Raw genomic sequence first — 22,360 nt, forward strand, 5'->3', positions numbered from 1 at the left:
CGGATCTTAACCGTCACTTGGCGGGTTCAAAGCCCGGAGGGCGGCGGCGAGGATCTCGGCGCGATCGGCCGGTCGCAGCGAGTCATGGGCGGACCCCATCGCGCCGACGGTGGCCTCCTTCACCACCGCGAAAGCCGCCTGTGCCCGAATTTTCCCGGCTCGACTGGGTCGCGGGCCGGCGAGGCCCGCCAGCAGCGCGGCGAAGATCTCGTCCGGCCGGCGCGGCAGCTGCGGATCGATGATCGCTCGTACGGACGGATCACTGCCGACGATCGGCAGTAAGGTCCTGGTTTCCACAGTGAAGTCCAGGAATGCCTGCAGTAACTCCGCCGGCGCAGTCTTGCCGGCGACGGTTCGGTCAGCGAGTCTTACGTACGCTGCCAGGGGTTCGGCGACCAGCGCGTTCAAGATGTCTGCCTTGGAACGGAAATGGTAGTACAGCGCGGCCGGGGTGGTGCCCAGCTCGGTGGCGATGTCCGCGATCGACGTGCCGGTGTAGCCGCGACTGCCGAACAGCTCCCGCGCGATGGACAGGATGCGCTCGCTCGTATCGCCGGACCGTTTGCTCATGCCTGCAGCCTACTTGCTAAATAATCAGTAAGTAAGCTAGCGTCCAACTTACTGAACATTTAGTAAGATGGAGGCCGTCAGATGAGTCGTTCACCCGCCGCCCTGGTCACCGGATGCTCCAGCGGCATCGGCCGTGCCACCGCGATTGCGCTGGTCAAGGCCGGAATTCCGACCTGGGCGTCAGCCCGTCGGCTGGACACGATCCAGGACCTGGCGGCTGCCGGTTGCCGACTGGTCCAGCTCGATGTGACCGACGAGGAGTCGCGCGTACGTGCCGTCAAGGCGGTCGAAGCGGAACACGGCGCCATCGGCACGCTGGTCAACAACGCTGGCTATGCGCAGGCCGGCCCGATCGAGGAAGTGCCGTTGGACCTGGTCCGCCGGCAGTTCGAGACCAACGTTTACGGGTTGATCCGGATGTGTCAGCTGGCTTTGCCGAACATGCGAACAAAAGGAGGTGGCACGATCGTCAACATCGGGTCCGCGGCCGGTCTGATGGGAGTGCCGGCCACTGGCACGTACGCGATGAGTAAGTGGTCGGTCGAGGCGCTGTCGGACGCGCTCCGCTACGAGGTGCGTGATTTCGGGGTCCGGGTGGTGGTTCTGGAACCCGGTGGCGTGATCACCACCGGATTCGCCGCCACCGAGCACGAAACCTGGCCGGCCGGCAGCGGCCCGTACGAGAAGTTCCGGCAGAACCACCGTGCCCGGATGGCCGGATGGACCAACGACAACGCCCGCGGAATGTCCACTCCCGACCAGGTCGCGCGAGTAGTCGTACGGGCCGCGACCGCCACCCGGCCGCGGGCCCGCTACAAGGTCGGCGTGGCGCCCAGACTGATGCCGGTGATGTACCGGCTGCTTCCCACCTCGATGTGGGACGGCTTCTGGGCCCGCCAGTTCCCCGTCACCTGACGATCAGTTTCCGTTCAACTGGTCAAGGAAAGACTGCTCGAATTCCGCCTGATCGGCCGTGCTGCCGACATTCTGCGGTGCACCAGCGGGGGACACGGTGGTACGTCCGGCGGACGCGCCGGTTGGGGTCACCGATATGTTTTGCGGCTGGAAAGTAACCGGGTCGTCACCTGTTTTGTCAACGTACGACAGCATGGAAACAGCGGTCAGCGGATCCCACCAGAAGAGTCCGCCCAGGGTGATCAGCGAGGCCACGTCCGGCTGGGTGACGATCGAATGGACCAGTCGCGCCTGGTCGGTCCGCGCCGCACCGCCAAGCCGGTCGACGTACGCAGGCGTGATCGGCACGTGGGAGGTGGCGTCCAGCGGCACGAGACGCACGGAACCTCGGCGCATTACACCAAAAACGCTGGCCGGCGCGGCCGGATCCACCCACATGTTGGCTTCCTGGGTGTTGTCGAAGCCACCCACCGTGGAACCGAAGAGGTTTCCTGGCACAGTGAAGGCGCCGCCCATCGCGTACAAACGGCTGATTTTGGCGGCCACTCCCGCTATCCGCAGTGCCGCCGCCACGTTGCTCAGCGGGCCGGTGGCCAGCACGGTCACCGGTGTCGACGAGGAAAGCGCGGCGGCCGCGATCAGCTGTGGCGCCGAACCCGTGGCCGGCGGCACCGGACGCGAGCCGTCCGCCAGCGCGCCCGTCAACACCCGCTCGATCATCTCGCGCGCCTCCGGTGGCGGCGGGTTGACGCCGGTGTCCGAGCCGTCCGCGATGGGTACGTTCGACAGCCCGCACTGGTCGAGAATCGCGCGTGCGTGGGTGAGTGATCGCCCCCGAGTGCCGAATCCGTCGTTGACGACAGTGACGGCGCGGAGCTTGATGTGGTGTTGTTTGTCTTCCTGACATAACAAGGCCAGCGTCGACGCGTCGTCAAAATCCATGTCACTGTCATAGACGACGGACGGCACAGCGGTGGCGACTGCCGCGCCGGCCGGTGTCGCGGTGGCCACCGTCGGAGTGGCCAAAATAGCCGCGGCGACGACTCCGGCGGCCGCGAGGTGTTTCCAGAGCACGATGTATGGGTCCTTCTGCCGATTTTGATTTCCGGCAGCCTATTTTGGCTCTACAGAAGGAAACAATTGCCCGATGTCACCGGATCCTGATGCCAAAGGTCACCCGTACGCTCCGAACGGGAATCCGCTGTGACAGCAGTCACAAGTCGGTGCCCGTGACGAATCGCGCCGAGCGGCCTCTTTCCCAGTGAAGCCGCACGGCGAGGACGCCGGCGGCACCGCGAGAAAGGGACCGTCACCATGGCCGACAACGCCACAGTTGCCAAGGAAGCACCGAAAACCACCGCCGCGCCGGCGGTCCGGACGCAGCCGCACGGCACCGCCGCCATCGAAAGCCTGACTGGACCGGACGGCCGTACCTCGATCGCCGACGGTGTCGTCCAGAAAATCGCCGGCATCGCGACCCGCGAAATCTCCGGTGTCCATGATCTCGGCGGTTCTTTTGGCCGCGCCTTGGGCGCGCTCCGAGACCGGATTCCCGGCGGTGCCACCAACATCACTCAGGGCGTCGCGGTCGAGGTCGGCGAGCGGCAGACCGCGGTGGACCTGAACATCGTGGTGGAATACGGCGTTTCCATCGCCGACCTCGCGGTAGCTATCCGGCGCAACGTCATCCAGTCGGTCGAGCGAATGACCGGCCTGGAGGTCACCGAGGTCAACGTGGCCGTCAACGACATCCACATTCCGGGCGAGGAGTCCGAACCGGAGCAGACCCGCGTGCAATAGGACCGCGGTGGCCCGGCGGTGAAGCGCCGGTAGGCATCGCGAGGGGGGTTGCCTGCCGGCAAGCCGGTTGGCGGTGCCGGGCAGCACGCTCCGGCGCCGCCAACTGGTCCCGGACTATGGCTCTAGAGGGAGAAAATCATGTCTCGAAGCACGATAGGCCTGTTCGCAGGGCTACTGATCGCCGTTGCGACGACCACCGGCGGATTCTTCGGATTCCTGGCCGCCGTTGTCTTCGGGATCGTCGGCCTTGGTGTCGGCAAGGTTCTCGCCGGCGAACTGGATATCGCCAGTTATCTTGGCGGCCAAGACCGGCAGCGGCGATGACCGCCATTGTTGAGGCCACTGCTCAGTCCACTGTGGACACTCGTGGCCGGCTGGACATCGACAACCGGGTGGTGGAGCGGATCGCGGCCACCGCGGCCGCCCAGGTCGAGGCGGTTTCGACAAGTCCACCGCGCGCGAGAATACGAATGGCGGACGATCGGGCCACCATCGAGTTGCAAGTCGTCGTACGCTGGCCGGCCCCGCTCCGCGCGACGGCCCGGCGGGTACGCGAAAAAGTCGCCGAACAGGTGCCACTGCTCACCGGCTTCGCGGTCGCGGCTGTCCACGTGACCGTCACCGCAATGCCGACTACTGGCGCTGCGAAACGAAGGGTGGTGTGAGTTCATGCGCGTTTTCGACCGACTGCTTGCTCTCGTCCTCGGCCTGGCCGCCATCGCACTGGCCGTGGTCATTATCACCGAAGTGGTGCGCACGGCGCTCGGCATGCAACCCTGGCTTGTCCACCTGGACACCGTCACCGCCTATCTGACCATGAGAACCTGGCAGGACCTGCCCGTACGACTAGCCCTGGGCGGCCTCACCGCGGCCGGCTTTCTGTTACTGGGCAGTCAACTCTGGCCTCGCCGCCGGCGGTTCACCCGACTGGCCCCGGTCACCAACGGCATCGACTCGGTCGCGGTCCGCACATCCCTGCGGAATGCCCGGTGAACCCGCGCACAGATCGCGCGAACCGCGTTCTCCTCACCCTGTTCAGCCTGCTCATTCTGGCCGCTGGGATCGCCGGTCTGATGGTGAGCTTTGGCTCGATCCAAGCCATTCGCGCGAGCGCCAAAGTAGTTCCAGCAGTGCCGCCGTGGCTTCTTCCAGCGGTAGTTGCCGGGAGCATTGTGTTGGCATCACTCGGACTCTGGTGGGTGGTGGCCCAGACCCGGCTGGACCGAGTGGCCCGGCTGGAACTCGAGAAAGACCCCAGTCTTGGCGGCACCACACTTATGTGCCGAGCGCTGCTCGACGCGGTCGGAGCCGAGGTCGCCGATATTTCCGGGGTACGAAGGGCGAGCGCTCGGATGATCGGCCGCACCCGCCGACCGCAACTTCTGTTGAAGATCCAAGCCGAACCGACCGCCGACCTCGGTGCGCTCCGCGATCGGATCGAAACAGCGGCGATCGCGCACGTACGCGAGGCCCTGGAAACAGACCTGCCGGCAAGGGTGGAATTCACCGTCGGCGCCAGCTCCCGCCAGCGAGTGGCCTGATTCACTCGCGAACGGGTGATTAGAAACCCCGCATCGCGGGCACTCAAGGGTGGCACCACCCACGTCAGAAGGAGAGATCCATCATGGGAATGCACGATCACGTCGAAAACAAGGCCGACGAGTTTGCTGGCAAGGCCAAGGAAACCGTCGGCAAGGTGACCGGTGACCGTGGCACCGAGGCTGAGGGGCAGGGCCAGCAGGCCAAGGCGAAAGCCAAGGATGCCCTGGACACCGCGAAGGACAAGGTCTCCGGCTTCGTCGACGGCATCACCGGCAACAAGGACAAGTAGATCTAGAGAATGTCCAGCGCGGCGCGGACAATGCTGTCCGCGTCGACGCCGTGATAGCGGTAGACGTCCTCCGGAGATCCGGACTGGCCAAACCGGGTGACACCCAACGAGGTGCTCGCCACCCGGTTGATAGTGGCCAGGAATGCCAAAGTGTGCGGATGTCCATCAAGGACAGTGACCAGCGGGGTGGCCCGGGAGCCCGGGAAGGCTTGGTCGAGAATCCAGCTCGGCCCGTCCTCCCGGCCCTGCTTTGCCCGCAGAGCGTGGAAAAGCAAACCTGGACTCGTCACGCAGACCACGTCCACGCCGACGCCGGCCTGCTCCAACCGATCGGCCGCTGCCAGCGCTTCCGGGATCATGGCGCCCATCGCGGCGATCGTGACTCCCGGGTTCTCGGCTTTACGCAACAGGTACGCGCCCGCGACGACCTGTCGCCGGCGGCGCTCGCGAGCGGCTGGATCGGTGGGGACTTCGGCCAGCGTCTGGTCGACGGCTCGAGTGGACAGCCGCAGATATGCTGAGGTGCCGTCCGGCTTTCCGAGCTGGGCAAGGCTCGCCAGCAACGTCCATTCCACGTCGATCGCGAAAGCCGGCTCGTACGCGACACAGCCCGGCTGTTCAATGCCAATCGATGGAGTGGTGATCGACTGGTGCGCGCCACCCTCGGGCGCCAGTGAGATTCCCGATGGCGTGCCAACCAGAATCGACTGCCCGCCGGCATAAATCCCGAATGACCACGGCTCCAGAGCCCGTTCCACGAACGGGTCGTACATCACGCCAATCGGCAGCAGCGGCTGCCCCCACCGGCTCCAGGTCGCGCCCAGTTCGCCCAGCAAACCCACCAGGTTGGTCTCCGCGATCCCCAGCTCGATGTGCTGGCCGGTGGGTTTTTCCCGCCAGTGCAGGATTGTCTCGCTGTCGTCGGCGAACCAGTCGACCCGTTCCCTGGACGACCAGACACCGACCTTATTCACCCAGCCGCCGAGGTTCGTCGACGAACTCACATCCGGGCTGACGGTGACCACCCGAGCGGCCGCCTCCGGCGCTTGCCGGGTGAGATCGAGCAGAACCCGGCCGAGGGCGGCCTGGGTGGTCGCGGTCCCGGCGGGCGTACGCCCGATATCGACGGGCAGGGTTGGCGGCGGCTGCGGGATTTCGGCCGCACGACGAAGTTTCGCCGCGGTGGCAGCGCAGAGCCGGCCAGCCGCGCTGTCCGTTTCCAAGCCCTGCCAGGGATGGTCGGGATCGGTGCCCAACTCCCCCGCCAGCTCTCGCATCTGGTCGGTGGTCAGCAACGACGAGTGATTTTGTGGGTGGCCCTGGACCGGCAGCCGATATCCCTTGACCGTGTACGCGAAAATGGCGGTCGGCCGAGTGTCCTCAATGGACGCGTAGGCAGCGTCGAGCGCGGCCAGGTCGTGTCCGCCGAGATTGCGGATCGCGGCGACCAGCGACGGGTCGTCGATTTCCGCGATCAGCCTCGCGATCGCCGCGCCGCCAGGTCCATCGCCGGGAAGCCGCTCGCGCAGTTGCTCGGCCGTACACCGCAACAACCGCTGGTATTCCGGGTTGGACATCTCGTCGATCCGGGCCCGCAACGCGTCCCCACCGGGCCGCGCGAAGAGTTCTTCCAGCAGCTGCCCGTATTTCAGTGCGATGACCTGCCAGCCGGCGGCGGCGAACATGCCCTCCAGCCGCTCGGCGGCGATGTTCGGCACCACCCGGTCCAGCGACTGCCGGTTGAGGTCGATGATCCACACCAGCTCGCCCAGCTCGGCGACGGCCGGATCCAGGATCGCTTCCCAGACCGCGCCCTCATCCAGTTCCGCGTCCCCGACCAGCGAGTACTGCCGCCCGGTGGCACCGGCACCGATCTTCTCCCGTACGTACCGGCGGGCCAGCGCGCCCCAAATCGGGGCGGTGGCGCCGATCCCGACCGATCCGGTCGAGTAGTCCACCGGGTCGGGATCCTTGGAGCGGCTCGGATAGCTTTGCAAACCACCAAAATCTCGCAGCGTGCTCAGATAGGACTCGTCCAGCTCGCCGAGCAGATAGTTCACGGCGTGCAGCACCGGCGAGGCGTGTGGCTTCATCGACACCCGGTCCTGCGGGCGCAGGTGCCTGAACCAGAGCGCGGTCATGATCGACACCATCGACGCGCATGACGCCTGGTGGCCGCCCACCTTCAGGCCGGACGGGTTCGGCCGGACCCGGTTCGCATGGTGCACGATCGCGCTCGCGAGCCACAGCACCCGGCTCTCGATCTCGGCCAGCACCTCGGGGCCGTCGGACTGCGGCAAAGCGCCGGCGGGAGCGGCACTGGTCATCATCTTCACCCTGTTTCGGCAGTGCATATGGTGAGTAGGAGCAGACCACGTCCGGGTGAAGTGCACAATGTGATGAGCACCGGCTGGTCAGGTTGCACTGCCCAGCATCGACGCGCCCATACGGAGTGAGCATCGTGCCCAACCGCGACCGGGTCGACCAGACCGACGCGCGGCTCCTGCTGGCCCTCACCGACCAGCCGCGAGCCACCGCGATCGCGCTCGCCGACCGGCTCGGCATGTCCCGCAACACCGTCCAGGCCCGGCTCGCCAAGCTCGAACAGGATGGCCTGCTGGACTCGTTCGAGCGGCGGATCGCGCCGCGTACGCTCGGCTACCCGCTGACGGCGTACGTGACGACCCAGGTCACCCAGCGCCGCCTCGACGAGGTGGGCGCAGCACTGGCGGACATCCCAGAGGTTCTGCAGGTGCAGGGCATCAGCGGGCAGACCGACCTGATGGTGCGGGTGGTGGCCACCGACGGCGACGACCTCTACCGGGTCGCTGGCGAGATCCTCGCCATCGGTGGGGTGGAACGCACGAGTACGGCGCTGGTGATGCGGGAGATGGTCGGCTACCGGATCACTCCGCTGCTGCGGCGGCTGTCCGAGACCGACTAACCTCCCGGACGAGCTCGATCGCGCGGCCCAGGGTGTCCAGCCGCGCCGCCAGCGTCGCGCCCGCGGGGTAGAGCCGTACGGTGTCCACACCAGCCTTCTGCCACACCTGGAGCCGCTCGCGGACCATCGGCTCGGTGCCGATCAGGGTCGTCGCGAGCACCATCTCGTCGGTCACCAGAGCGGCCGCGTCGTCCCGCCGGCCGGCCAGCCAACGCGCCCGTACCCGCGCCGCCACCTCCGACCAGCCCTGCCGGCTGTACGCCGCGTTGTAGAAGTTCGTGGTGGCCGAACCCATTCCGCCCAGGCTGAAGGCCAGCTCCTTCTTGCGGCTGCCGACCATCGTCCGCAGTTCCTCTTCATCGGCCGCGAAACACACCTCGGCGCCCTGACAGATGTCCAGGTCTTCGAGCTTGCGGCCAGAAATCCGCGCGCCCTCGGCGAGATGGCTGAAATACGCGTCGGCCGCGCCTTCGGGCACGAAGCTGGTGCCCAGCCAACCGTCCGCGACTTCCCCGGTCAGTCGGAGCATTTTCGGGGAAAGCGTGGCCAGGTAGATCGGAATGTCCTCGTTCGGCGACATACTGAGCCGCATCGGCCGGGCATCTCCGCCAGGCAACGGAATCTGGAAATGCTCGCCCTGGAAATCCACCTTCTCGCCGGCGAAAATCCGCCGGATGATCTGCACGGTTTCCCGCATCCGGCCCAGCGGCCGGGCAAAGGGCACGCCATGCAACCCCTCGATGACCTGCGGTCCGGAGCCGCCGAGACCGAGAATGAAACGCCCTTCGGACAACTCCGCCAACGTCATGGCGCTCATCGCGATGGCCGCCGGCGTACGAGTGCCGAGCTGGACGATGCCGGAGCCGAGCCGCATCCGGTGCGTGACCGCCGCCAGATACCCGAGCGCGGACACCGCGTCCGAGCCCCAGGCCTCGGCCACAAAGCACACGTCGAGCCCGAGTTTCTCCGCTTCCACCGCGAAATCCATTGTCTCGCGGAAGTGTCCTGCGGGTTCCACGGTGGTCGCGGTACGCATCAGCCGGCCGCCTCTTCGCTCAGCTTTTTGAACGTACGCAGGTTGTTTTCCATCGCGGTGCGGAACTCTCCCAGCCGGCGGGCCACGATCCGCTCCTCCTTGTCCGGCATCCGGTCAATCGCGAAACTCAGCCCGGACCGCGCCGGCCCCATCTGCATCCACTGGCTGAGCACTGTCCCGCCGCCTTCCGGGCGCAGCCGGAACCGCCAGATCGAAGACGGGAAGTCCACATCGGACACCGCCCACGCGAACTCCCGCGGCGGGTCGTACGCGATCACCGTCGACGTGGTCTGCCACTCGCCGAAGTCCTTGTGGAAGTTCTTCCCCACGTACGATCGGCCGACCGCCGGCCCGTCGCCCTCGCCTTCCCACTCGAACCCTCGCAGCTCAGGGCTCATGCTCACCATCAGGTCGAAATCGATGACGTGATCCCACACCAGGTCCGGTGCCGCTTGGATGTACGTGTCGACCTCGACCGTCGGCGTGTCCGCGTACCGCATGGGTTCCCTCCACCTTCCCGGCTCTGAACTCTAGAGTTGCGTAAATAGACGCAGGAGTCAACGGCGAAATACCGCCAGTCCTGTCGAACAACTGAGTACCATTTCGGCCATGAGAAGGACGTCGTTCGCCAACTGGCCCTGTCAGATCGCCCAGACCGTGGACCTGCTCGGCGACTGGTGGACACCGCTCGTCCTGCGGGAGGCGTTCTACGGCATCAAGCGCTTCGACGAGTTCCAGTCAGCACTCGGGATCGCCCGCAACACCCTCACCGAGCGGCTGAACCGGCTGGTCACCGAGGGTCTGCTGGAAAAGGTGCCTTATCACCAGGAGCCGGTGCGGTACGAGTATGTGCTGACCGGCAAGGGCAAGGACTTCTTCCCGGTGCTCGCCGCCATCGCCGCGTGGGGCGATAGGTGGCTGTACGAGGAGAGCTCAGCGCCGATCACGATGCACCACACGACATGCGACCACGACGCGCACGCCGAGGTGGTCTGCTCGCACTGCCACACCCCGCTGGCATCGGACGAGGTGCGGTTCGCGATGGGACCCGGCTATCCGCCCAAGCTCGCCACCCGCCCGGACGTGGTCGCCCGCTTCGCCCGGCAGGCCGCCGGTTGAGCATTCCCCGGGCAGCCTGCCGGGCCAGGCTCAGACCTCGATCGTGAAGCAGGGCAGGCCGAGGCTCTCGTAACCGGAGCCGGTGTAACGCCAGCCCCAGCACACCCCGGTCCGCAGGACGCGCTTCAGAGCTTTCTGCATTTTCCCGCACTTTGTCCTGAATTATTCCATTAGCTCCGCCATCGTACGCAGTGTCGGGATGTCGCCGCGCTGGAGGATCAGGCTGGTCGCGATGGTGTTCCGCCAGCCGGCCAGGTCGTCGGCGATCTTGGCCTTCGGGCCGATCAGCGCCACCTCTTCCACCATCTTCGTGGACACCGCGGCGATCGCCTCGTCTTTGCGGCCCGCGAGGTAAAGCTCGGTGATCTTCTCGCACTCCTGCTCGTATCCCATCCGGACGAACTGGTTACGGTGGAAATTCACCTCCGCGGCACCCATCCCGCCGATGTAGAGCGCGAGACCCGGCCGTACTTTGTCCGCCGCGGCCTCAATATCGTCGTCGACAACCACGTCGACGCTGACCGCCACCTCGAAACCGTCCTTGTCCCGACGGGCGCCTGGACGAGCGAAACCCTCGGCGAGGATTTTCCGGTAGTGATCGTTGAGTTTCGGCCCGAAGAACAACGTGAGCCACCCATCGGCGATCTCGGCCGCCAGTGCGACGTTCTTCGGTCCTTGCGCACCAAGGAAAATCGGGATGTCGTCACGAAGCGGCCGGATCGTGGACCGCAGCGGCTTGCCGAGGCCGGTGCCACCCTCGATCGGCATCCGGTAGTCAGCACCTTGGTACGTGAGCCGCTCCCGGGCGACGACTTTCCTTACGATGTCGACATACTGGCGCGTACGGGCCAATGGTTTGCCGTATTCCTGGCCGTACCAGCCCTCGACCACCTGCGGTCCGGAGGTGCCGAGCCCGAGGATCAACCGACCGCCGGACAGGTGGTCCAGCGTCATCGCGGCCATTCCCACGGCGGTCGGCGTACGAGCGCTCATCTGCACGATGCCGGTGCCCAGCCGCGGCCGGGTCGTACGAGCGCCGTACCAGGCCAGCGGGGTCAGCGCGTCCGAGCCGTACGACTCGGCCGTCCAGATCGAGTCGAGGCCGAGCCGGTCGGCCTCGGCCACGACCTGCTCGATACCCGGCCGCGGCCCGGCTCCCCAGTAGCCCATGCTCCACCCGAGCTTCATCGCACAGCCTCCTCGTCATGGTCCTCCACCAAGGCCCAAAACTAGTTCGTACGACGGCCCTGACTCGCGGATGAGGTGCCGAGTCGGGAAATGTAGAGACCGGCAAGGCGGTTCCGACGTATCCGCGAGAGGCACCCGGCAAGCGGGGCCGCACCAGCTGGCAGGAGCGTGACGATGAAGTACATGCTGATGATCTTCCAGAACCCCGCCGTTTTCGAGGCGCTGTCCAAGGACGAGCAGACCGCGGTCATGAACGAGGCCGGCGCGCTCTGGCAGGAACTCGCGGACAGTGGCGAGTGGGTGAGCGGCGAGGCGCTTTTCGCGGCTTCCACGGCCAAGGCGGTGCGTACTCGCGGCGGTGTCCCGGCGGTCACCGACGGGCCGTACATCGAGGCGAAGGAGCAGCTCGCGGGCCTGCTCATCGTCGATGTGGCCTCCGAAGAACGGGCCGTGGAGATCGCCGGCCGCTGGCCGGACGCGCGCTACTGGGGCATGGAAGTCCGGCAGCTGATCGAGCAGCCGGAAGGCTGATGGCCGCTCCGGCGCCCGCGAGTCGGGCGCTGGAGCGTCCGGCCCGGACCGTACGATCGGTGGGTGGCCTCTCCCGTCGTCCCCTCGGAAGTGAGCAACGCCCTCGAGGTTCTCACCCGGGTCTTCGGCTATGACTCGTTCCGGGGCAGCCAGCAGGAGATCATCGACCACCTGATCGGCGGCGGGGACGCGCTGGTCCTGATGCCGACCGGCGGCGGCAAGTCGCTCTGCTACCAGATCCCGGCGCTGGTACGGGACGGCGTCGGCGTGGTGATCTCGCCGCTGATCGCGCTGATGCAGGACCAGGTCGACGCGCTGCAGGCGGTCGGCGTAAGGGCCGGATTCCTCAACTCCACCCAGGATTCGTACCAGCGTCGCGAGGTGGAGACCGCCTTCGTCGAGGGCAAGCTCGACCTGCTCTACCTGGCGCCGGAGCGGCTCAAACTCGACGCGACCATGCGGCTGCTGGACCGCGGCGAAGTCTCGCTGTTCGCCATCGACGAGGCGCACTGTGTCGCCCAGTGGGGCCACGACTTCCGGCCGGACTACCTGGAGCTGTCGGCGCTGCACGAACGCTGGCCGGACGTGCCGCGGATCGCGCTGACCGCGACCGCCACCGACGCCACCCGCCAGGAGATCGCGACCCGGCTGCAGCTGGTCGAGGCCCGGCATTTCGTGTCCAGCTTCGACCGGCCCAACATCCAGTACCGGATCGCTTCGAAGAAGGAGCCCAAGCGGCAACTGCTCGAGCTACTGCGGTCCGAGCACGCCGGCGACGCCGGCATTGTCTACTGCCTGTCCCGCGCATCGGTGGAGAAGACCGCCGATTTCCTGGTGGAGAACGGGATTCCGGCCCTGCCCTATCACGCTGGCCTGGATTCGCGTACGCGGGCCCGAAACCAGTCCCGGTTCCTGCGCGAGGACGGCCTGATCATGGTCGCCACCATCGCTTTCGGGATGGGCATCGACAAACCGGACGTACGCTTCGTCGTCCATCTCGACCTGCCCAAGTCGGTCGAGGGCTACTACCAGGAAACCGGCCGCGCCGGCCGCGATGGGCTGCCGTCGACCGCATGGCTGGCGTACGGACTGCAGGATGTCGTCCAGCAGCGCCGGATGATCGACACCTCGGAGGGCGACGACGCCTACCGCAGGCGGCTCGGTATCCATCTGGACGCGATGCTCGCGCTCTGCGAGACGGTCGAATGCCGGCGCGGTCAACTCCTCGCGTATTTCGGGCAGCCAGTGGACGCCGGCCAGGCCTGCGGGAACTGTGACACCTGCCTGACGCCGCCGGAGTCCTGGGACGGCACGGTCGCCGCGCAGAAACTGCTGTCCGCCGTCTACCGGCTCCGCCGCGAGCGCGGCCAGAAGTTCGGTGCCGGCCAGATTGTGGATATCCTGCTGGGAAAAACCACCGACAAGGTGCGCCAGCACGGTCACGACTCGCTGACTGTCTTCGGCAAGGGCACCGAGCTCAAAGACCTCGAATGGCGCGGTGTGGTGCGGCAGCTGTTGGCTCAGCAGCTGCTCGGGGTCGAAGGCGACTACGGCACCCTCGTGCTCACCGACGCCAGCTCGCAGGTCCTTTTTGAGAGCCGGCAAGTGCGGCTGCGCCGGGAGCCAGAGCGCCCGGCCCGCGCGGCCCGGACCAGCAAGCCGAGCAAGAGCAAGGCAACGATCGACCTGACGCCCGAGGCGACGCCGGTGTTCGAGGAGCTGCGGTCCTGGCGCGGCAACGCGGCCCGCGAGCTGGGCCTCCCGGCGTACGTCATCTTCCACGACGCGACGCTGCGGCAAATCGCCGTCGAGCGGCCCTCGTCCCTCACCGAGCTGGGCACGATCAGCGGCGTCGGCGAGAGCAAGCTGGCCAAATACGGCGAACAAATCCTGGAAGTGCTGGCGGGACTCTCAGACTGAGGTGTCGTCGGCCGGCGGAGTGCGGCCGGGCGCCCAGTCGGACGCGGTGCGCCGCCACTCGCGCTCCCAGCTGGCCATCCGGAGCCGGTCCAGCGGCCAGCGGACCAGCCAGTAGAGAGCCACGAACACCAGGATCGTGAAGGCGACTACCCCACCGGCGGCCACCACCGCACCGATCATCGCGCTGGACTCGGTTTCCGGCGCCGGCACCTGCTGGCCGGTCTGGTCCACCCAGATCGGCACCCGCGCGCCGGCGAGGGTGCCACTGTCCACCTCGATGGACCCCCGGTGCGTACGGCCGTCCGCGGTACGCCAGGAGCCCGGGACTCGTACCGGCGGCGGCGCGATCCCGCTGGGCTCCGCGCCGCTGGGCGGTTGGGTGGCGGCATTTCCCAGCGCCACCGCGAAAATCTGGTGCCGGCTGGCGGTCTGGGTGGCCACTTGGCGCATCTCGCGCGTGTACGTGTCGGTGCCGATCGACGGGGCGAGCGCGATCACGACGACCGTGGCGACCAGACCGACACGCAGCACAACACTCTCGATCCAGTCCGAGTGCCGCCGCATCGGACTCCGCCCAAAGCCCAGATTTCGCAGGCTCAACAACAGAAAACGACGCCCACCGCGCAGAAACGACACCGTTTTCCTCCGTCCGGCCGCTTTGCCTTCCGATGGTAACGAGAATTCGCCATTGCCTCAGTGACCCTGTGCACTCTGTGACCGATTTCTCGGTACCCCCTACTTGAGTAGGGGGTCTTGAAGGGACTCTCCTGGGTGACGCGCCGGGCATCGCGCGATTCATACGCTCATCGTGCATCCGCTGGATTGATTCCGCCGACCTGGAGAATTCTCTATGCCCGCAGCCACCCTTGCCGAGCGCCCGATCCGGCGAAACCAGATCAGCGACTACACCGAACTCGCGAAGATCGTACGGGAAAAAGGCCTGCTGAACAGACGGGTAGGCTGGTATTTCGCCCGGATCGCTTTACTCGCCGGACTTTTCGCCGTCCCGACGGTGTTGCTGGTCACTCTCGGCCACTCGTGGTGGCAACTGGCCGTGGCCGCGGTTTTCGGCATCCTGGTCACCCAGGTCGCGTTCCTCTCGCACGATGCGGCGCATCGGCAGGTTTTCGCCGCAGGCAAGCACAACGAGTGGTTTTCCCGGATCGTCGGGTGCCTGGTCGTGGGCCTGAGTTATCGCTGGTGGATGAACAAACACTCGCGCCACCACGCCAATCCCAACCAGGTCGGCAAAGACGGTGACATCGAGGCTGGCGCGTTGGTCTTCACCGCCGACGAGGCCCGCGAACGTACCGGACTGGCCGGCTGGCTGGTCCGCCGGCAGGGCTGGTTTTTCTTTCCGTTACTGACACTTGCCGGCATCGACCTGCACATCACCGCGGTTCGTACGCTACTGTCCCCCGACCGTGGAAAGCATCGAAATCTGGAACTCGCTCTGCTCGCCATTCGTTTGCTTGCTTTTCCGTTGCTGGTGCTGTGGATTCTCGGCATTCCGCTCGGGCTGGCGTTTATCGCCGTCCAACTGGTGACCTTCGGCGTTTACATGGGAGCCAGTTTCGCCCCGAACCACAAGGGAATGCCGATCGTCCCGCCGACCGCCGATATCGATTTCCTGCGCCGCCAGGTGCTGATGTCACGCAACATCCGCGGCCGCGGCATGGGTGTCGCGATGGGCGGCCTGAACTACCAGATCGAACACCACCTCTTCCCCAGCATGCCCAGCGGCAACCTCCGACTGGCTCGCCCGATCGTCCAGCGCTACTGCGCCGAGCGCGGAATCTCCTACACCGAGACGACCCTGGTGCACTCGTACGCCATCGTGGTCCGCTACCTCAACCGGGTCGGCCTCGGACACAGCGACCCCTTCGAGTGCCCGATCACCGCCCAGTTCCGCTCCCGCTAGACGGCCTTCGCGCCGTCGTACTCATCGCGCGCCGCCAGCACCGCCGGCATTCGGGACTCGACCAGATCCATCAGCGCGAACAACTTCTCCGCGACCTCGGATCCCAGTGGCGTCAGACTGTAATCGACCCGAGGTGGGATCACCGGCTGCGCGACCCGGTCGACGAAGCCGTCCCGCTCGAGCGCGTGCAGGGTCTGCGACAGCATCTTCTCGCTCACCCCGTCGACCCGGCGGCGCAGCGCGTTGAAGCGCAGCGAGCCGTCCCGCAGGGCAACCATCGCGAGCACCCCCCAGCGGCCGGTGACGTGCTCGAGCGCGTCGCGCGACGGGCAGCCGCGGGCGAACACGTCGAACAGGATGCGATCGAACTCTTCCATGCACCGAAGGTACCTCGAGCTAACCCTGAGCTAGCACTTTCGAATAGTTAGTGCATACTCGTGGTTAGTACTCGGGACCCAGAGGAGAGTCACATGATCGTCGTTACCGGCGCCACCGGCCAGCTCGGCCGGCTCGTCATCGAAGGCCTGCGCGCCAAGGTGCCCGCGGACCAGATCGTGGCCGCCGTCCGCACCCCAGAAAAGGCCGCTGACCTGGGCGTACAGGTGAGAGAAGCGGACTACGGCAAGCCTGCCACGCTGGCCGCCGCGTTCGCCGGCGCCGACCAGGTGCTGCTGATCTCCAGCAGCGAGGTGGGACAGCGGATCCCGCAGCACACCGCCGTCGTCGAAGCCGCGCAGCAGGCCGGTGTGAAGCACCTCATCTACACCAGCGCCCCGAAAGCGGACGACACCGCGCTGGTCCTCGCGCCCGACCACGCCGCGACCGAGCGGATCATCCGGGCGTCCGGGCTACCGTTCACGTTTCTGCGCAACGGTTGGTACACCGAGAACTACGCGCAGAAAGTCCAGGACGGGGTCGCGCGGGGCTCTTTCGCCGGCAGCGCTGGCCAAGGAGCCGTCGCGACTGCCACCCGCGCCGACTACGCTGCCGCAGCGGTCGCGGTGCTGACCAGCGATGGCCACGACGGCCGGGTGTACGAGCTGTCCGGCGACCATGCGTGGACGTACGCGGACCTCGCCGAGACCATCGCCCAGGCCGCTGGGAAGGCGGTCACGTACGAAGACCTGACACCGGACGCCCATCGCACCGCGTTGGCCGCGGCCGGCCTGCCGGAGCCAGTCGTCGAACTGGTCGTCGGGCTCGACCGCAACACCGCCGACGGCCTGCTCGGCCAGACCTCCGGTGAGCTGCGAGCACTCATCGGCCGACCGACCACGCCGTACCAGGACACCGTCGCCCAGATGGTGAAATCTCTCGGCTGAGCGATGAGTTTTGGTCCCGGCGGCGGTCTGTCTTGGTGACGGATGACCAAGTTTGGCGGATGATGTCCTCATCACCCGCCCAACAGACCGCGAAGGGCCGCGCTCTTGATGTGGTTGTGGACGATCGTGTTGCTGGGCGTCGCGGGGCACTGCGTCGCCCGGCTGGTGGTCGCCCAACGGGCTCATTGCGCCGTTGACCGTACGCACAACGCCATCGAAGCTGCGATGAGTGCCGGCATGGCGGCGATGGTGTCGCCGATCGGCGGCCCGATCCCGCGGGCCGGTTGGGAAGCCGCTTTCGCGGTGGCAGTCGGATGGGCCGCCTTTTCCGCCGGCCGGTCGCACTCCCGGCGGGCGTGGATGTGGCTGCGGCAGGCAGTCGCCGGTGGCGGGATGCTCTACATGCTCACGACGACCGAGATGCCGATGTCCGGCACGGACATGATGCAGATGTCCTCCGCGATGGTTCCGGCGGTTACCTGGACGCTGGTGGCATATTTCGGCGCCGTCGCGCTGTGGTCGCTGCTGCCGGCCACCGGCGTACGAGTCGGCATCGGCGGCCTCGCCGTCGCCGACGGGCCGCCGATCCGAACCGCACCGCTCGGCCCGCGGGCCGTCTCACTCTGCGAGGCCGCGATGGCCGCCGCCATGGTCGTGATGCTTCTTTCCATGCACTAGCGTCCTGCGTCTGAGGTTCGCCGCACTAGCAGTTCGGCGCGACCTGGCCGTCGGATCCGGTGTAGATGTACGTGTCGGAGACGTAGCCGACCGGGGACGTGATCTTGTCCCACAGGGTGCTGGTGCCGTACGTACCAGTCACCGAGGTGCCACTGGTCTGGCAGGTGATCGTCACGGTGGAGCCGTTGGCGACGCTGCCGACGACCGAGTCCGTGGTGTGTGGGCCGGAGCGTACGTTCAGCGCGGAGCCGCCGGTGCTGACCGTGCCGGTGGTGCCGCCGCTGCCGCCGCCGCTGGTCCACAGGTACGTGACGGTGACGTAGCCGTTGTCATTCATGCCGACGTTATAGAAGGTGCCGTCCGCGAGATCGATGCCGGCGGGATTGCTGACGTGCCGGCCGAATTCATCTTTTCCACCGTTGTAGCCGTTGAGGTAGGCGGCCTGCGCCTCAGGCGTGCCTTGGGCGACATCCTTGAATTCCTGCCGGGTGCTGCCCGGATTCCAGTAGTCGTCCTTGGTGTTCCACGGGCCGATGTCCCACACCGGCGCGGTTTCGCACCGCGTCGGTCCACAAACCTGCACCGAATACTGGGTGCTGCCCTTCGGCGAAAGATTGCGTCCGGATGGCAACGCCACAAAATGGTCGCTGGACACAATCACGTGACCATTGGCGGTCGTGCCACCGACAAGGCCTTCGCGAGTCGCGTAAACCCGATAGCTGAGAGCGGCGGCCGGCGCGGCAACCTTGCGGACGCCGATCGACTTCGCCGTCACGTCCAGGCCGGAAACCGCAGGGCTGGCGCCAGAATCGTTGCCCCACAAGGTGATCCGCAGCTGCACCTGGGTGGCTGGCCGGTCCAGCGTCGCCGCGGTGCCGGACGCCTGCTGCCAGGAGGACCACTGCTGGCCTTGTGTTGTCGTACGGACGTCCACCGTGGCCGCCCCGCCGGCCGGCACTTTTCCGGTCACCTGCACGGCAATCTGGTCAACCGGAGCGGCCAGCGTGCGGGGCGCGAGAATCTCCATGCCGTACGGCCGCTGGCCTCCGGTCGCCGCTGGGCGTACTGCCCGATTGGCGATCGTCAGCCCGTCCGTCCGGCTGGTCAGGTTCACCTGCCCAGCCACCGTGGCGGACAGGTTTTCGTGCCAGGCTCCCGCGCTGGGACCTGGCACCGGCGCGGCCTGCGCCGGCATCGCGACAGCGAGTGCGACCGCGACCGTGCTCGCGCTGAGCAGGAAGATTCGCCTCTTCCGGGGCCTTGGTTTGTCCATGCGACGGAGTATGGGACCGACACATACAAACCAAATATATTGCGCTAATGCACTGTCACCTCGTCGAACTGGACGACCGCGTCCTCGGTGTAGAACCCGATCCGCCCACTGCGGTAGAAACCGCCCTTGGCGCCGTCATCCACCGCGGTGCCCAGCAACCGCGTTCCATCGTAGGCAGACAACTGGTCGCCGGAGATCTTGATCCGCGCCGTGTACCACTGGCCCAGCGGAAAGGTCCCGGCGCCAGTGGCCAGAAACTGTTGCCGGAAACCACATTGGCCGTCCGAATACGTCTTGCCCAGTTCCCAGCCACTGACCTGCTTCAAGAGCAGGTAGTAGAAAACCTTGTTTCCACAGTGGTCCAGGTGGTAGTCGACCAGCAGCCACCCCACCTCCCAGGGATTGGGTTGGCTTTTCACCTGCCGGAGCGTACGCACCTGCACCGCCGAGTCGGAATGTCCGAAAACCCCGTCCGACAGCGCCAACGCCGAATGCGTGGCGGAATTGCTGGTGAACGGCGGCGCGAGCTGCAACACCCGGCCGTGCCCGGGTGCGGTGGCGATCTGGCCGGTGCCACCGCCGTTCCAGGCGTCCACCCACAACGGGCCGATCCGGCCGCCGTCCACATAGGACGACAGCGGCAACTGGTCCCAGCTTTCCTGGAAGGGCAGCTGCGCTCCAGCCGCCGGCACCACAGCCAGCAGCAGTAACCAGGCCAGGCCTGCTGCCCACCGGCCCCAGCAGGTCATTTGCCGGCGCCGGTGCGTACGTCCGCATCCACCAGCGTCGTGTAGATCGGCGCGGAGGTGAAGTCGGGTCCGGTTTCCTCGCCGAGATAGAGGTCGACATGACGTTTGCCGCCCAGGCCCGGCGTGAAAGCGTCCAAGATCTTCCAGCGCGCCAAGGAAAGCCGCCGGCAGATGGTTGCCGGCACGGTCGTACCATCCTCCTGCCGACCGCAGCCAGCCAGCCTTATCGGGGTGCCATCCGGAAAACCATCCGCGGCCGCGGTGACGAACGGCCGCAACGGCCGGCCGTGGGTGTCCCGTGCGGCGGTGTCCAGCCAGTATCCGGATCCGGACGACCAGTTGAGATAGCGGCCGGCGTGCGGACCGGTGGTAATCCGGCCGGCTCCTTCGTCCTGGACCGCCTGCACGAAATCGGCCGGATAAGAGCCAAGATCATCGTGCCCGTTGTCGCATTCCAGCTTCGGGCAGCCGGTCACCTGCCGTGGATCGTCCTGGTGCAACGACTCCACGGCCGTGTAGTAGGTGGTGACTTTCCAGCCACCGGAGGACTCCTGGCCGTCCCGCTGGCATCCATGCACGGCGGCCGCCGTCATCGCGACGACGGCACACCCGGCGATCCACCGGCGATCAAGCATTCCCAGCCCCCGTCATCGACGAACGGTCGCCGGACGTGGCCCCCTCGGCCACGCCCGGCGACACGTGTGGGTCACCCGGCAAGAACAGTAGCCGGTGAGACGAACTGGTAGCCCATGCCCTTGATACCGGGCACGATTTGCTGCAGGTAACTGGTGCCCAAATACGGGTGGTAGAAGAAACTCTGCACACCGTCAGTGACCACGCTCATGCCCGCCGCGCTGGCCAGGATGTCGGCCGGCAGCCGCGCCGGGTGATTGTTCAACGGCACCGGCTCGATGTTGCCCAGGTCCTCGGGAATGACCGTCGAGCCGTAGATGTCCTTCACCAGGTACGGGAAATACTGCCCATAGATCTTGGTGTAGTCGGGCGTACCGGTGCCGCAGGCGCCGTTCGGACAGTAGCCGCCGAAATAGAGTCCGCGGTCGTAGCGCTTTCCGAATGTCTGCTGGAAAGCCTGGTAGTCCGCCGCCGAGGCGGCGTAGTGCGGCGGTTCGAAGATCGTCGGCTGGCTCAGCCCGGCGAGCAGGAAGTTCAGCTTCGCGGACGTGATCCGGCCCTGCGCCCAGGAAGCCGAGTCACCAGCGACCGGACCGTCATAGACGACGTTGTTGGACGCGTCGATGTGCGAGCGGTAGAACTCGAAGTCGTCCGCGCTCACCGCGTCGTACGGATTGGCCACGTTCGAATACTGATGGGTATAGCCGTGCATGATGATCGTGCCGCCCTTGGACTGCATGTACCGCAGCGCCGAAATCAGCGCCGGCACCTGCAGGAGCGACTTGTTCACGGCTTTTCCGTTGTTGTAGTAACCGTTCGGGTCCTTGTACTGCGGAATGACCGCGACGCTGAAAGGCACACCTTGCGCGAACAGGTAGTCCGCGACCTGCCGCAGCTGGGCGGGATCGTCGTCCGCGCTCACGTCCTCGATCCGTACCAACGCGCGTTTGCGGCTGACCTGCGCCGGGTTCGCGATCTGGCCCACCAGGTCGGCGGCGGCGAAATACCGGTCCGTCGAACCGACGTAGCTGAACGGTATCTCCCCGATATAGGTCAGATTCCCGCCCCGGATCGCCCACGGCAAGGTGCTGCCGTCGGTCCGGGTCGCGGTCGCGAGGACAGTCGCCTTGGTGGGGTCCAGCACCGTGGTGGCCAGCAGCCCCGACGGCGCGGCGAGGGGATCCCGTTGCAGGGCAACGCCTTTGTACGTGACGATGGGTGTGGTGGCGAAGTCGAACTGCTGCCAGTTCCAGCCGTACTGCGTGCCGAAGTCGGCGGCCCGCGCGGTCAACTGCCAGATGTTGTCGTTCATCCACAACACCGGCCGGCTACCGCTGAGCACGTCGTCCAGGAATGCCAACGGCACCGGCTCGTCGTACGTCGAGCCGATGTAGATGACACCGGTGTAGGCGGCCATCTGGCCGGCCGTGTATTTGCTGACCGGCTGCATCACGTACGGGCTGCCATGGGAAACCAGGTTCGCGGCGTTGACCGCGTACGCCTCCCCCAGCCAGCCCCACTGTCCGGTGCTGTCATAAAGAATCAGTGTCTTCTGCGTCGTACTGGCGCCAGGGGCCGCGCCGCCGGACGTGGTGGCCGCGGTCGCCGCCGCAGTGGCCACCTGAGCCTTCCCAGCGCCGAAAGCGGCCGGATGAACGGCCAGCCGCGGCTGGTTCGACCGCTTGGGGATGGGATTTGCAGTGGCCGGCTTTACCGCAGCTGGGCGGGGTGGGGCCGGCAGTGACTGGGTGGTCTCCTGGCCGGACGGCGCCGCCGGCGTTGTTTTCCGGTCGGCGGTCGCCGACGCGTTGGCTCCGGTCAGCGTGGTCACCATCAGCGCGACCGCGCTCATCGCGACGATGCCGATCGCTACCCGGTGTTTCCGGACGATGCCTTTCATCTCTGCTTCTCTCCGTGAGTTGCGTACGCG

General features: G+C 66.5%; 26 protein-coding genes. 14 read left to right on the forward strand and 12 right to left on the reverse strand.

The genetic code is table 11. From position 1 onward, the window contains the following. Positions 1 to 6: 6 nt before the first annotated feature. A complete protein-coding gene (locus tag ABD301_RS26180; protein ID WP_344313111.1) occupies positions 7 to 570 on the reverse strand; it encodes a TetR/AcrR family transcriptional regulator in 564 nt (187 codons plus the stop codon). A gap of 81 nt (positions 571 to 651) precedes the next feature. Between ABD301_RS26180 and ABD301_RS26185 the strand changes: the two genes are divergently transcribed. Continuing rightward, positions 652 to 1,485: an SDR family NAD(P)-dependent oxidoreductase gene (locus tag ABD301_RS26185; RefSeq protein WP_163566762.1), complete on the forward strand. Its 834-nt coding sequence runs from the start codon at positions 652 to 654 to the stop codon at positions 1,483 to 1,485. Between the two features lie 3 nt (positions 1,486 to 1,488). Here the strand turns inward: ABD301_RS26185 and ABD301_RS26190 are convergent, their stop codons facing one another. Further along, entirely contained in the window at positions 1,489 to 2,559 is a 1,071-nt protein-coding gene (locus ABD301_RS26190) for a nucleoside hydrolase (RefSeq protein ID WP_344313112.1), read from the reverse strand. A gap of 240 nt (positions 2,560 to 2,799) precedes the next feature. Here ABD301_RS26190 and ABD301_RS26195 point away from each other — a divergent pair, with 240 nt between their 5' ends. The 6 genes from ABD301_RS26195 to ABD301_RS26220 all read left to right on the forward strand — a co-directional run bounded on the left by ABD301_RS26195 (position 2,800) and on the right by ABD301_RS26220 (position 5,116). Then, the gene (locus ABD301_RS26195; RefSeq protein WP_163566760.1) at positions 2,800 to 3,285 is read left to right on the forward strand and encodes an Asp23/Gls24 family envelope stress response protein; all 486 of its coding nucleotides are present in this window, start codon (positions 2,800 to 2,802) and stop codon (positions 3,283 to 3,285) included. Positions 3,286 to 3,423: 138 nt separating this feature from the next. Beyond that, positions 3,424 to 3,609 (forward strand): hypothetical protein, encoded by a 186-nt coding sequence (locus tag ABD301_RS26200; protein ID WP_163566759.1) that lies wholly within the window; start codon positions 3,424 to 3,426, stop codon positions 3,607 to 3,609. Then, complete coding sequence (locus tag ABD301_RS26205) at positions 3,606 to 3,950, forward strand: Asp23/Gls24 family envelope stress response protein (protein WP_163566758.1); 345 nt, start codon at positions 3,606 to 3,608, stop codon at positions 3,948 to 3,950. Before ABD301_RS26200 ends, ABD301_RS26205 begins: the two co-directional genes overlap by 4 nt. A gap of 4 nt (positions 3,951 to 3,954) precedes the next feature. Then, the gene (locus ABD301_RS26210; RefSeq protein ID WP_163566757.1) at positions 3,955 to 4,278 is read left to right on the forward strand and encodes a hypothetical protein; all 324 of its coding nucleotides are present in this window, start codon (positions 3,955 to 3,957) and stop codon (positions 4,276 to 4,278) included. Then, positions 4,275 to 4,826 carry a hypothetical protein gene (locus tag ABD301_RS26215; RefSeq protein WP_344313113.1) on the forward strand — a complete coding sequence of 184 codons (552 nt, stop codon included), beginning with the start codon at positions 4,275 to 4,277 and terminating at the stop codon, positions 4,824 to 4,826. Before ABD301_RS26210 ends, ABD301_RS26215 begins: the two co-directional genes overlap by 4 nt. Positions 4,827 to 4,909: 83 nt before the next feature. Further along, positions 4,910 to 5,116: a CsbD family protein gene (locus ABD301_RS26220; protein ID WP_279579073.1), complete on the forward strand. Its 207-nt coding sequence runs from the start codon at positions 4,910 to 4,912 to the stop codon at positions 5,114 to 5,116. 2 nt (positions 5,117 to 5,118) lie between these two features. Here ABD301_RS26220 and ABD301_RS26225 read toward each other — a convergent pair whose 3' ends face one another. Beyond that, on the reverse strand, positions 5,119 to 7,443 hold the full coding sequence (locus ABD301_RS26225) for a transketolase-like TK C-terminal-containing protein (protein ID WP_344313114.1): 2,325 nt from the start codon (positions 7,441 to 7,443) through the stop codon (positions 5,119 to 5,121). A gap of 134 nt (positions 7,444 to 7,577) precedes the next feature. Between ABD301_RS26225 and ABD301_RS26230 the strand changes: the two genes are divergently transcribed. Next, positions 7,578 to 8,060, forward strand: a complete 483-nt coding sequence (locus ABD301_RS26230) for an Lrp/AsnC family transcriptional regulator (RefSeq protein ID WP_163566755.1) — start codon at positions 7,578 to 7,580, stop codon at positions 8,058 to 8,060. Here ABD301_RS26230 and ABD301_RS26235 read toward each other — a convergent pair. Both ABD301_RS26235 and ABD301_RS26240 read right to left on the reverse strand, forming a co-directional pair. Then, positions 8,023 to 9,096, reverse strand: a complete 1,074-nt coding sequence (locus tag ABD301_RS26235) for an LLM class F420-dependent oxidoreductase (protein ID WP_344313115.1) — start codon at positions 9,094 to 9,096, stop codon at positions 8,023 to 8,025. The two genes, ABD301_RS26230 and ABD301_RS26235, sit on opposite strands and share 38 nt — an antisense overlap. Continuing rightward, on the reverse strand, positions 9,096 to 9,596 hold the full coding sequence (locus ABD301_RS26240; protein WP_163566754.1) for an SRPBCC family protein: 501 nt from the start codon (positions 9,594 to 9,596) through the stop codon (positions 9,096 to 9,098). The genes ABD301_RS26235 and ABD301_RS26240 overlap by 1 nt, the downstream gene beginning before the upstream one ends. Positions 9,597 to 9,705: 109 nt before the next feature. Between ABD301_RS26240 and ABD301_RS26245 the strand changes: the two genes are divergently transcribed. Beyond that, positions 9,706 to 10,215 (forward strand): winged helix-turn-helix transcriptional regulator, encoded by a 510-nt coding sequence (locus ABD301_RS26245; protein ID WP_163566753.1) that lies wholly within the window; start codon positions 9,706 to 9,708, stop codon positions 10,213 to 10,215. Positions 10,216 to 10,377: 162 nt separating this feature from the next. Here the strand turns inward: ABD301_RS26245 and ABD301_RS26250 are convergent, their stop codons facing one another. Next, positions 10,378 to 11,403 carry an LLM class F420-dependent oxidoreductase gene (locus tag ABD301_RS26250; protein ID WP_163566752.1) on the reverse strand — a complete coding sequence of 342 codons (1,026 nt, stop codon included), beginning with the start codon at positions 11,401 to 11,403 and terminating at the stop codon, positions 10,378 to 10,380. A gap of 174 nt (positions 11,404 to 11,577) precedes the next feature. Between ABD301_RS26250 and ABD301_RS26255 the strand changes: the two genes are divergently transcribed. Next, the gene (locus ABD301_RS26255; RefSeq protein ID WP_163566751.1) at positions 11,578 to 11,934 is read left to right on the forward strand and encodes a YciI family protein; all 357 of its coding nucleotides are present in this window, start codon (positions 11,578 to 11,580) and stop codon (positions 11,932 to 11,934) included. Between the two features lie 63 nt (positions 11,935 to 11,997). Next, positions 11,998 to 13,854, forward strand: coding sequence for a DNA helicase RecQ (gene recQ / locus ABD301_RS26260; RefSeq protein WP_163566750.1), 1,857 nt, complete (start codon positions 11,998 to 12,000; stop codon positions 13,852 to 13,854). Here the strand turns inward: recQ and ABD301_RS26265 are convergent. After that, positions 13,846 to 14,490, reverse strand: a complete 645-nt coding sequence (locus ABD301_RS26265; RefSeq protein WP_425551981.1) for an Rv1733c family protein — start codon at positions 14,488 to 14,490, stop codon at positions 13,846 to 13,848. The two genes, recQ and ABD301_RS26265, sit on opposite strands and share 9 nt — an antisense overlap. Positions 14,491 to 14,704: 214 nt before the next feature. Between ABD301_RS26265 and ABD301_RS26270 the strand changes: the two genes are divergently transcribed. After that, positions 14,705 to 15,775, forward strand: a complete 1,071-nt coding sequence (locus tag ABD301_RS26270; protein ID WP_163566748.1) for a fatty acid desaturase family protein — start codon at positions 14,705 to 14,707, stop codon at positions 15,773 to 15,775. Here ABD301_RS26270 and ABD301_RS26275 read toward each other — a convergent pair. Continuing rightward, positions 15,772 to 16,152: a winged helix-turn-helix transcriptional regulator gene (locus tag ABD301_RS26275; protein WP_163566747.1), complete on the reverse strand. Its 381-nt coding sequence runs from the start codon at positions 16,150 to 16,152 to the stop codon at positions 15,772 to 15,774. The two genes, ABD301_RS26270 and ABD301_RS26275, sit on opposite strands and share 4 nt — an antisense overlap. Before the next feature lie 93 nt (positions 16,153 to 16,245). Here ABD301_RS26275 and ABD301_RS26280 point away from each other — a divergent pair, with 93 nt between their 5' ends. Together ABD301_RS26280 and ABD301_RS26285 are read left to right on the forward strand one after the other, a co-directional pair. Continuing rightward, entirely contained in the window at positions 16,246 to 17,097 is an 852-nt protein-coding gene (locus tag ABD301_RS26280; RefSeq protein ID WP_163566746.1) for an SDR family oxidoreductase, read from the forward strand. 108 nt (positions 17,098 to 17,205) lie between these two features. Beyond that, positions 17,206 to 17,775, forward strand: coding sequence for a DUF5134 domain-containing protein (locus ABD301_RS26285; protein ID WP_344313117.1), 570 nt, complete (start codon positions 17,206 to 17,208; stop codon positions 17,773 to 17,775). Positions 17,776 to 17,800: 25 nt separating this feature from the next. Here the strand turns inward: ABD301_RS26285 and ABD301_RS26290 are convergent, their stop codons facing one another. The 4 genes from ABD301_RS26290 to ABD301_RS26305 form a co-directional block, all read right to left on the reverse strand. Continuing rightward, positions 17,801 to 19,048 (reverse strand): SH3 domain-containing protein, encoded by a 1,248-nt coding sequence (locus tag ABD301_RS26290; protein WP_344313118.1) that lies wholly within the window; start codon positions 19,046 to 19,048, stop codon positions 17,801 to 17,803. A gap of 44 nt (positions 19,049 to 19,092) precedes the next feature. Continuing rightward, on the reverse strand, positions 19,093 to 19,797 hold the full coding sequence (locus tag ABD301_RS26295) for a LamG domain-containing protein (protein ID WP_344313120.1): 705 nt from the start codon (positions 19,795 to 19,797) through the stop codon (positions 19,093 to 19,095). After that, complete coding sequence (locus tag ABD301_RS26300) at positions 19,794 to 20,432, reverse strand: hypothetical protein (RefSeq protein WP_163566742.1); 639 nt, start codon at positions 20,430 to 20,432, stop codon at positions 19,794 to 19,796. Before ABD301_RS26300 ends, ABD301_RS26295 begins: the two co-directional genes overlap by 4 nt. Positions 20,433 to 20,503: 71 nt before the next feature. Beyond that, positions 20,504 to 22,330 (reverse strand): DUF2334 domain-containing protein, encoded by a 1,827-nt coding sequence (locus ABD301_RS26305; RefSeq protein WP_344313121.1) that lies wholly within the window; start codon positions 22,328 to 22,330, stop codon positions 20,504 to 20,506. Positions 22,331 to 22,360: the final 30 nt, after the last annotated feature.

It is taken from the genome of Fodinicola feengrottensis (assembly GCF_039530045.1).
Classification (GTDB): Bacteria; Actinomycetota; Actinomycetes; order Mycobacteriales; family HKI-0501; genus Fodinicola; species Fodinicola feengrottensis.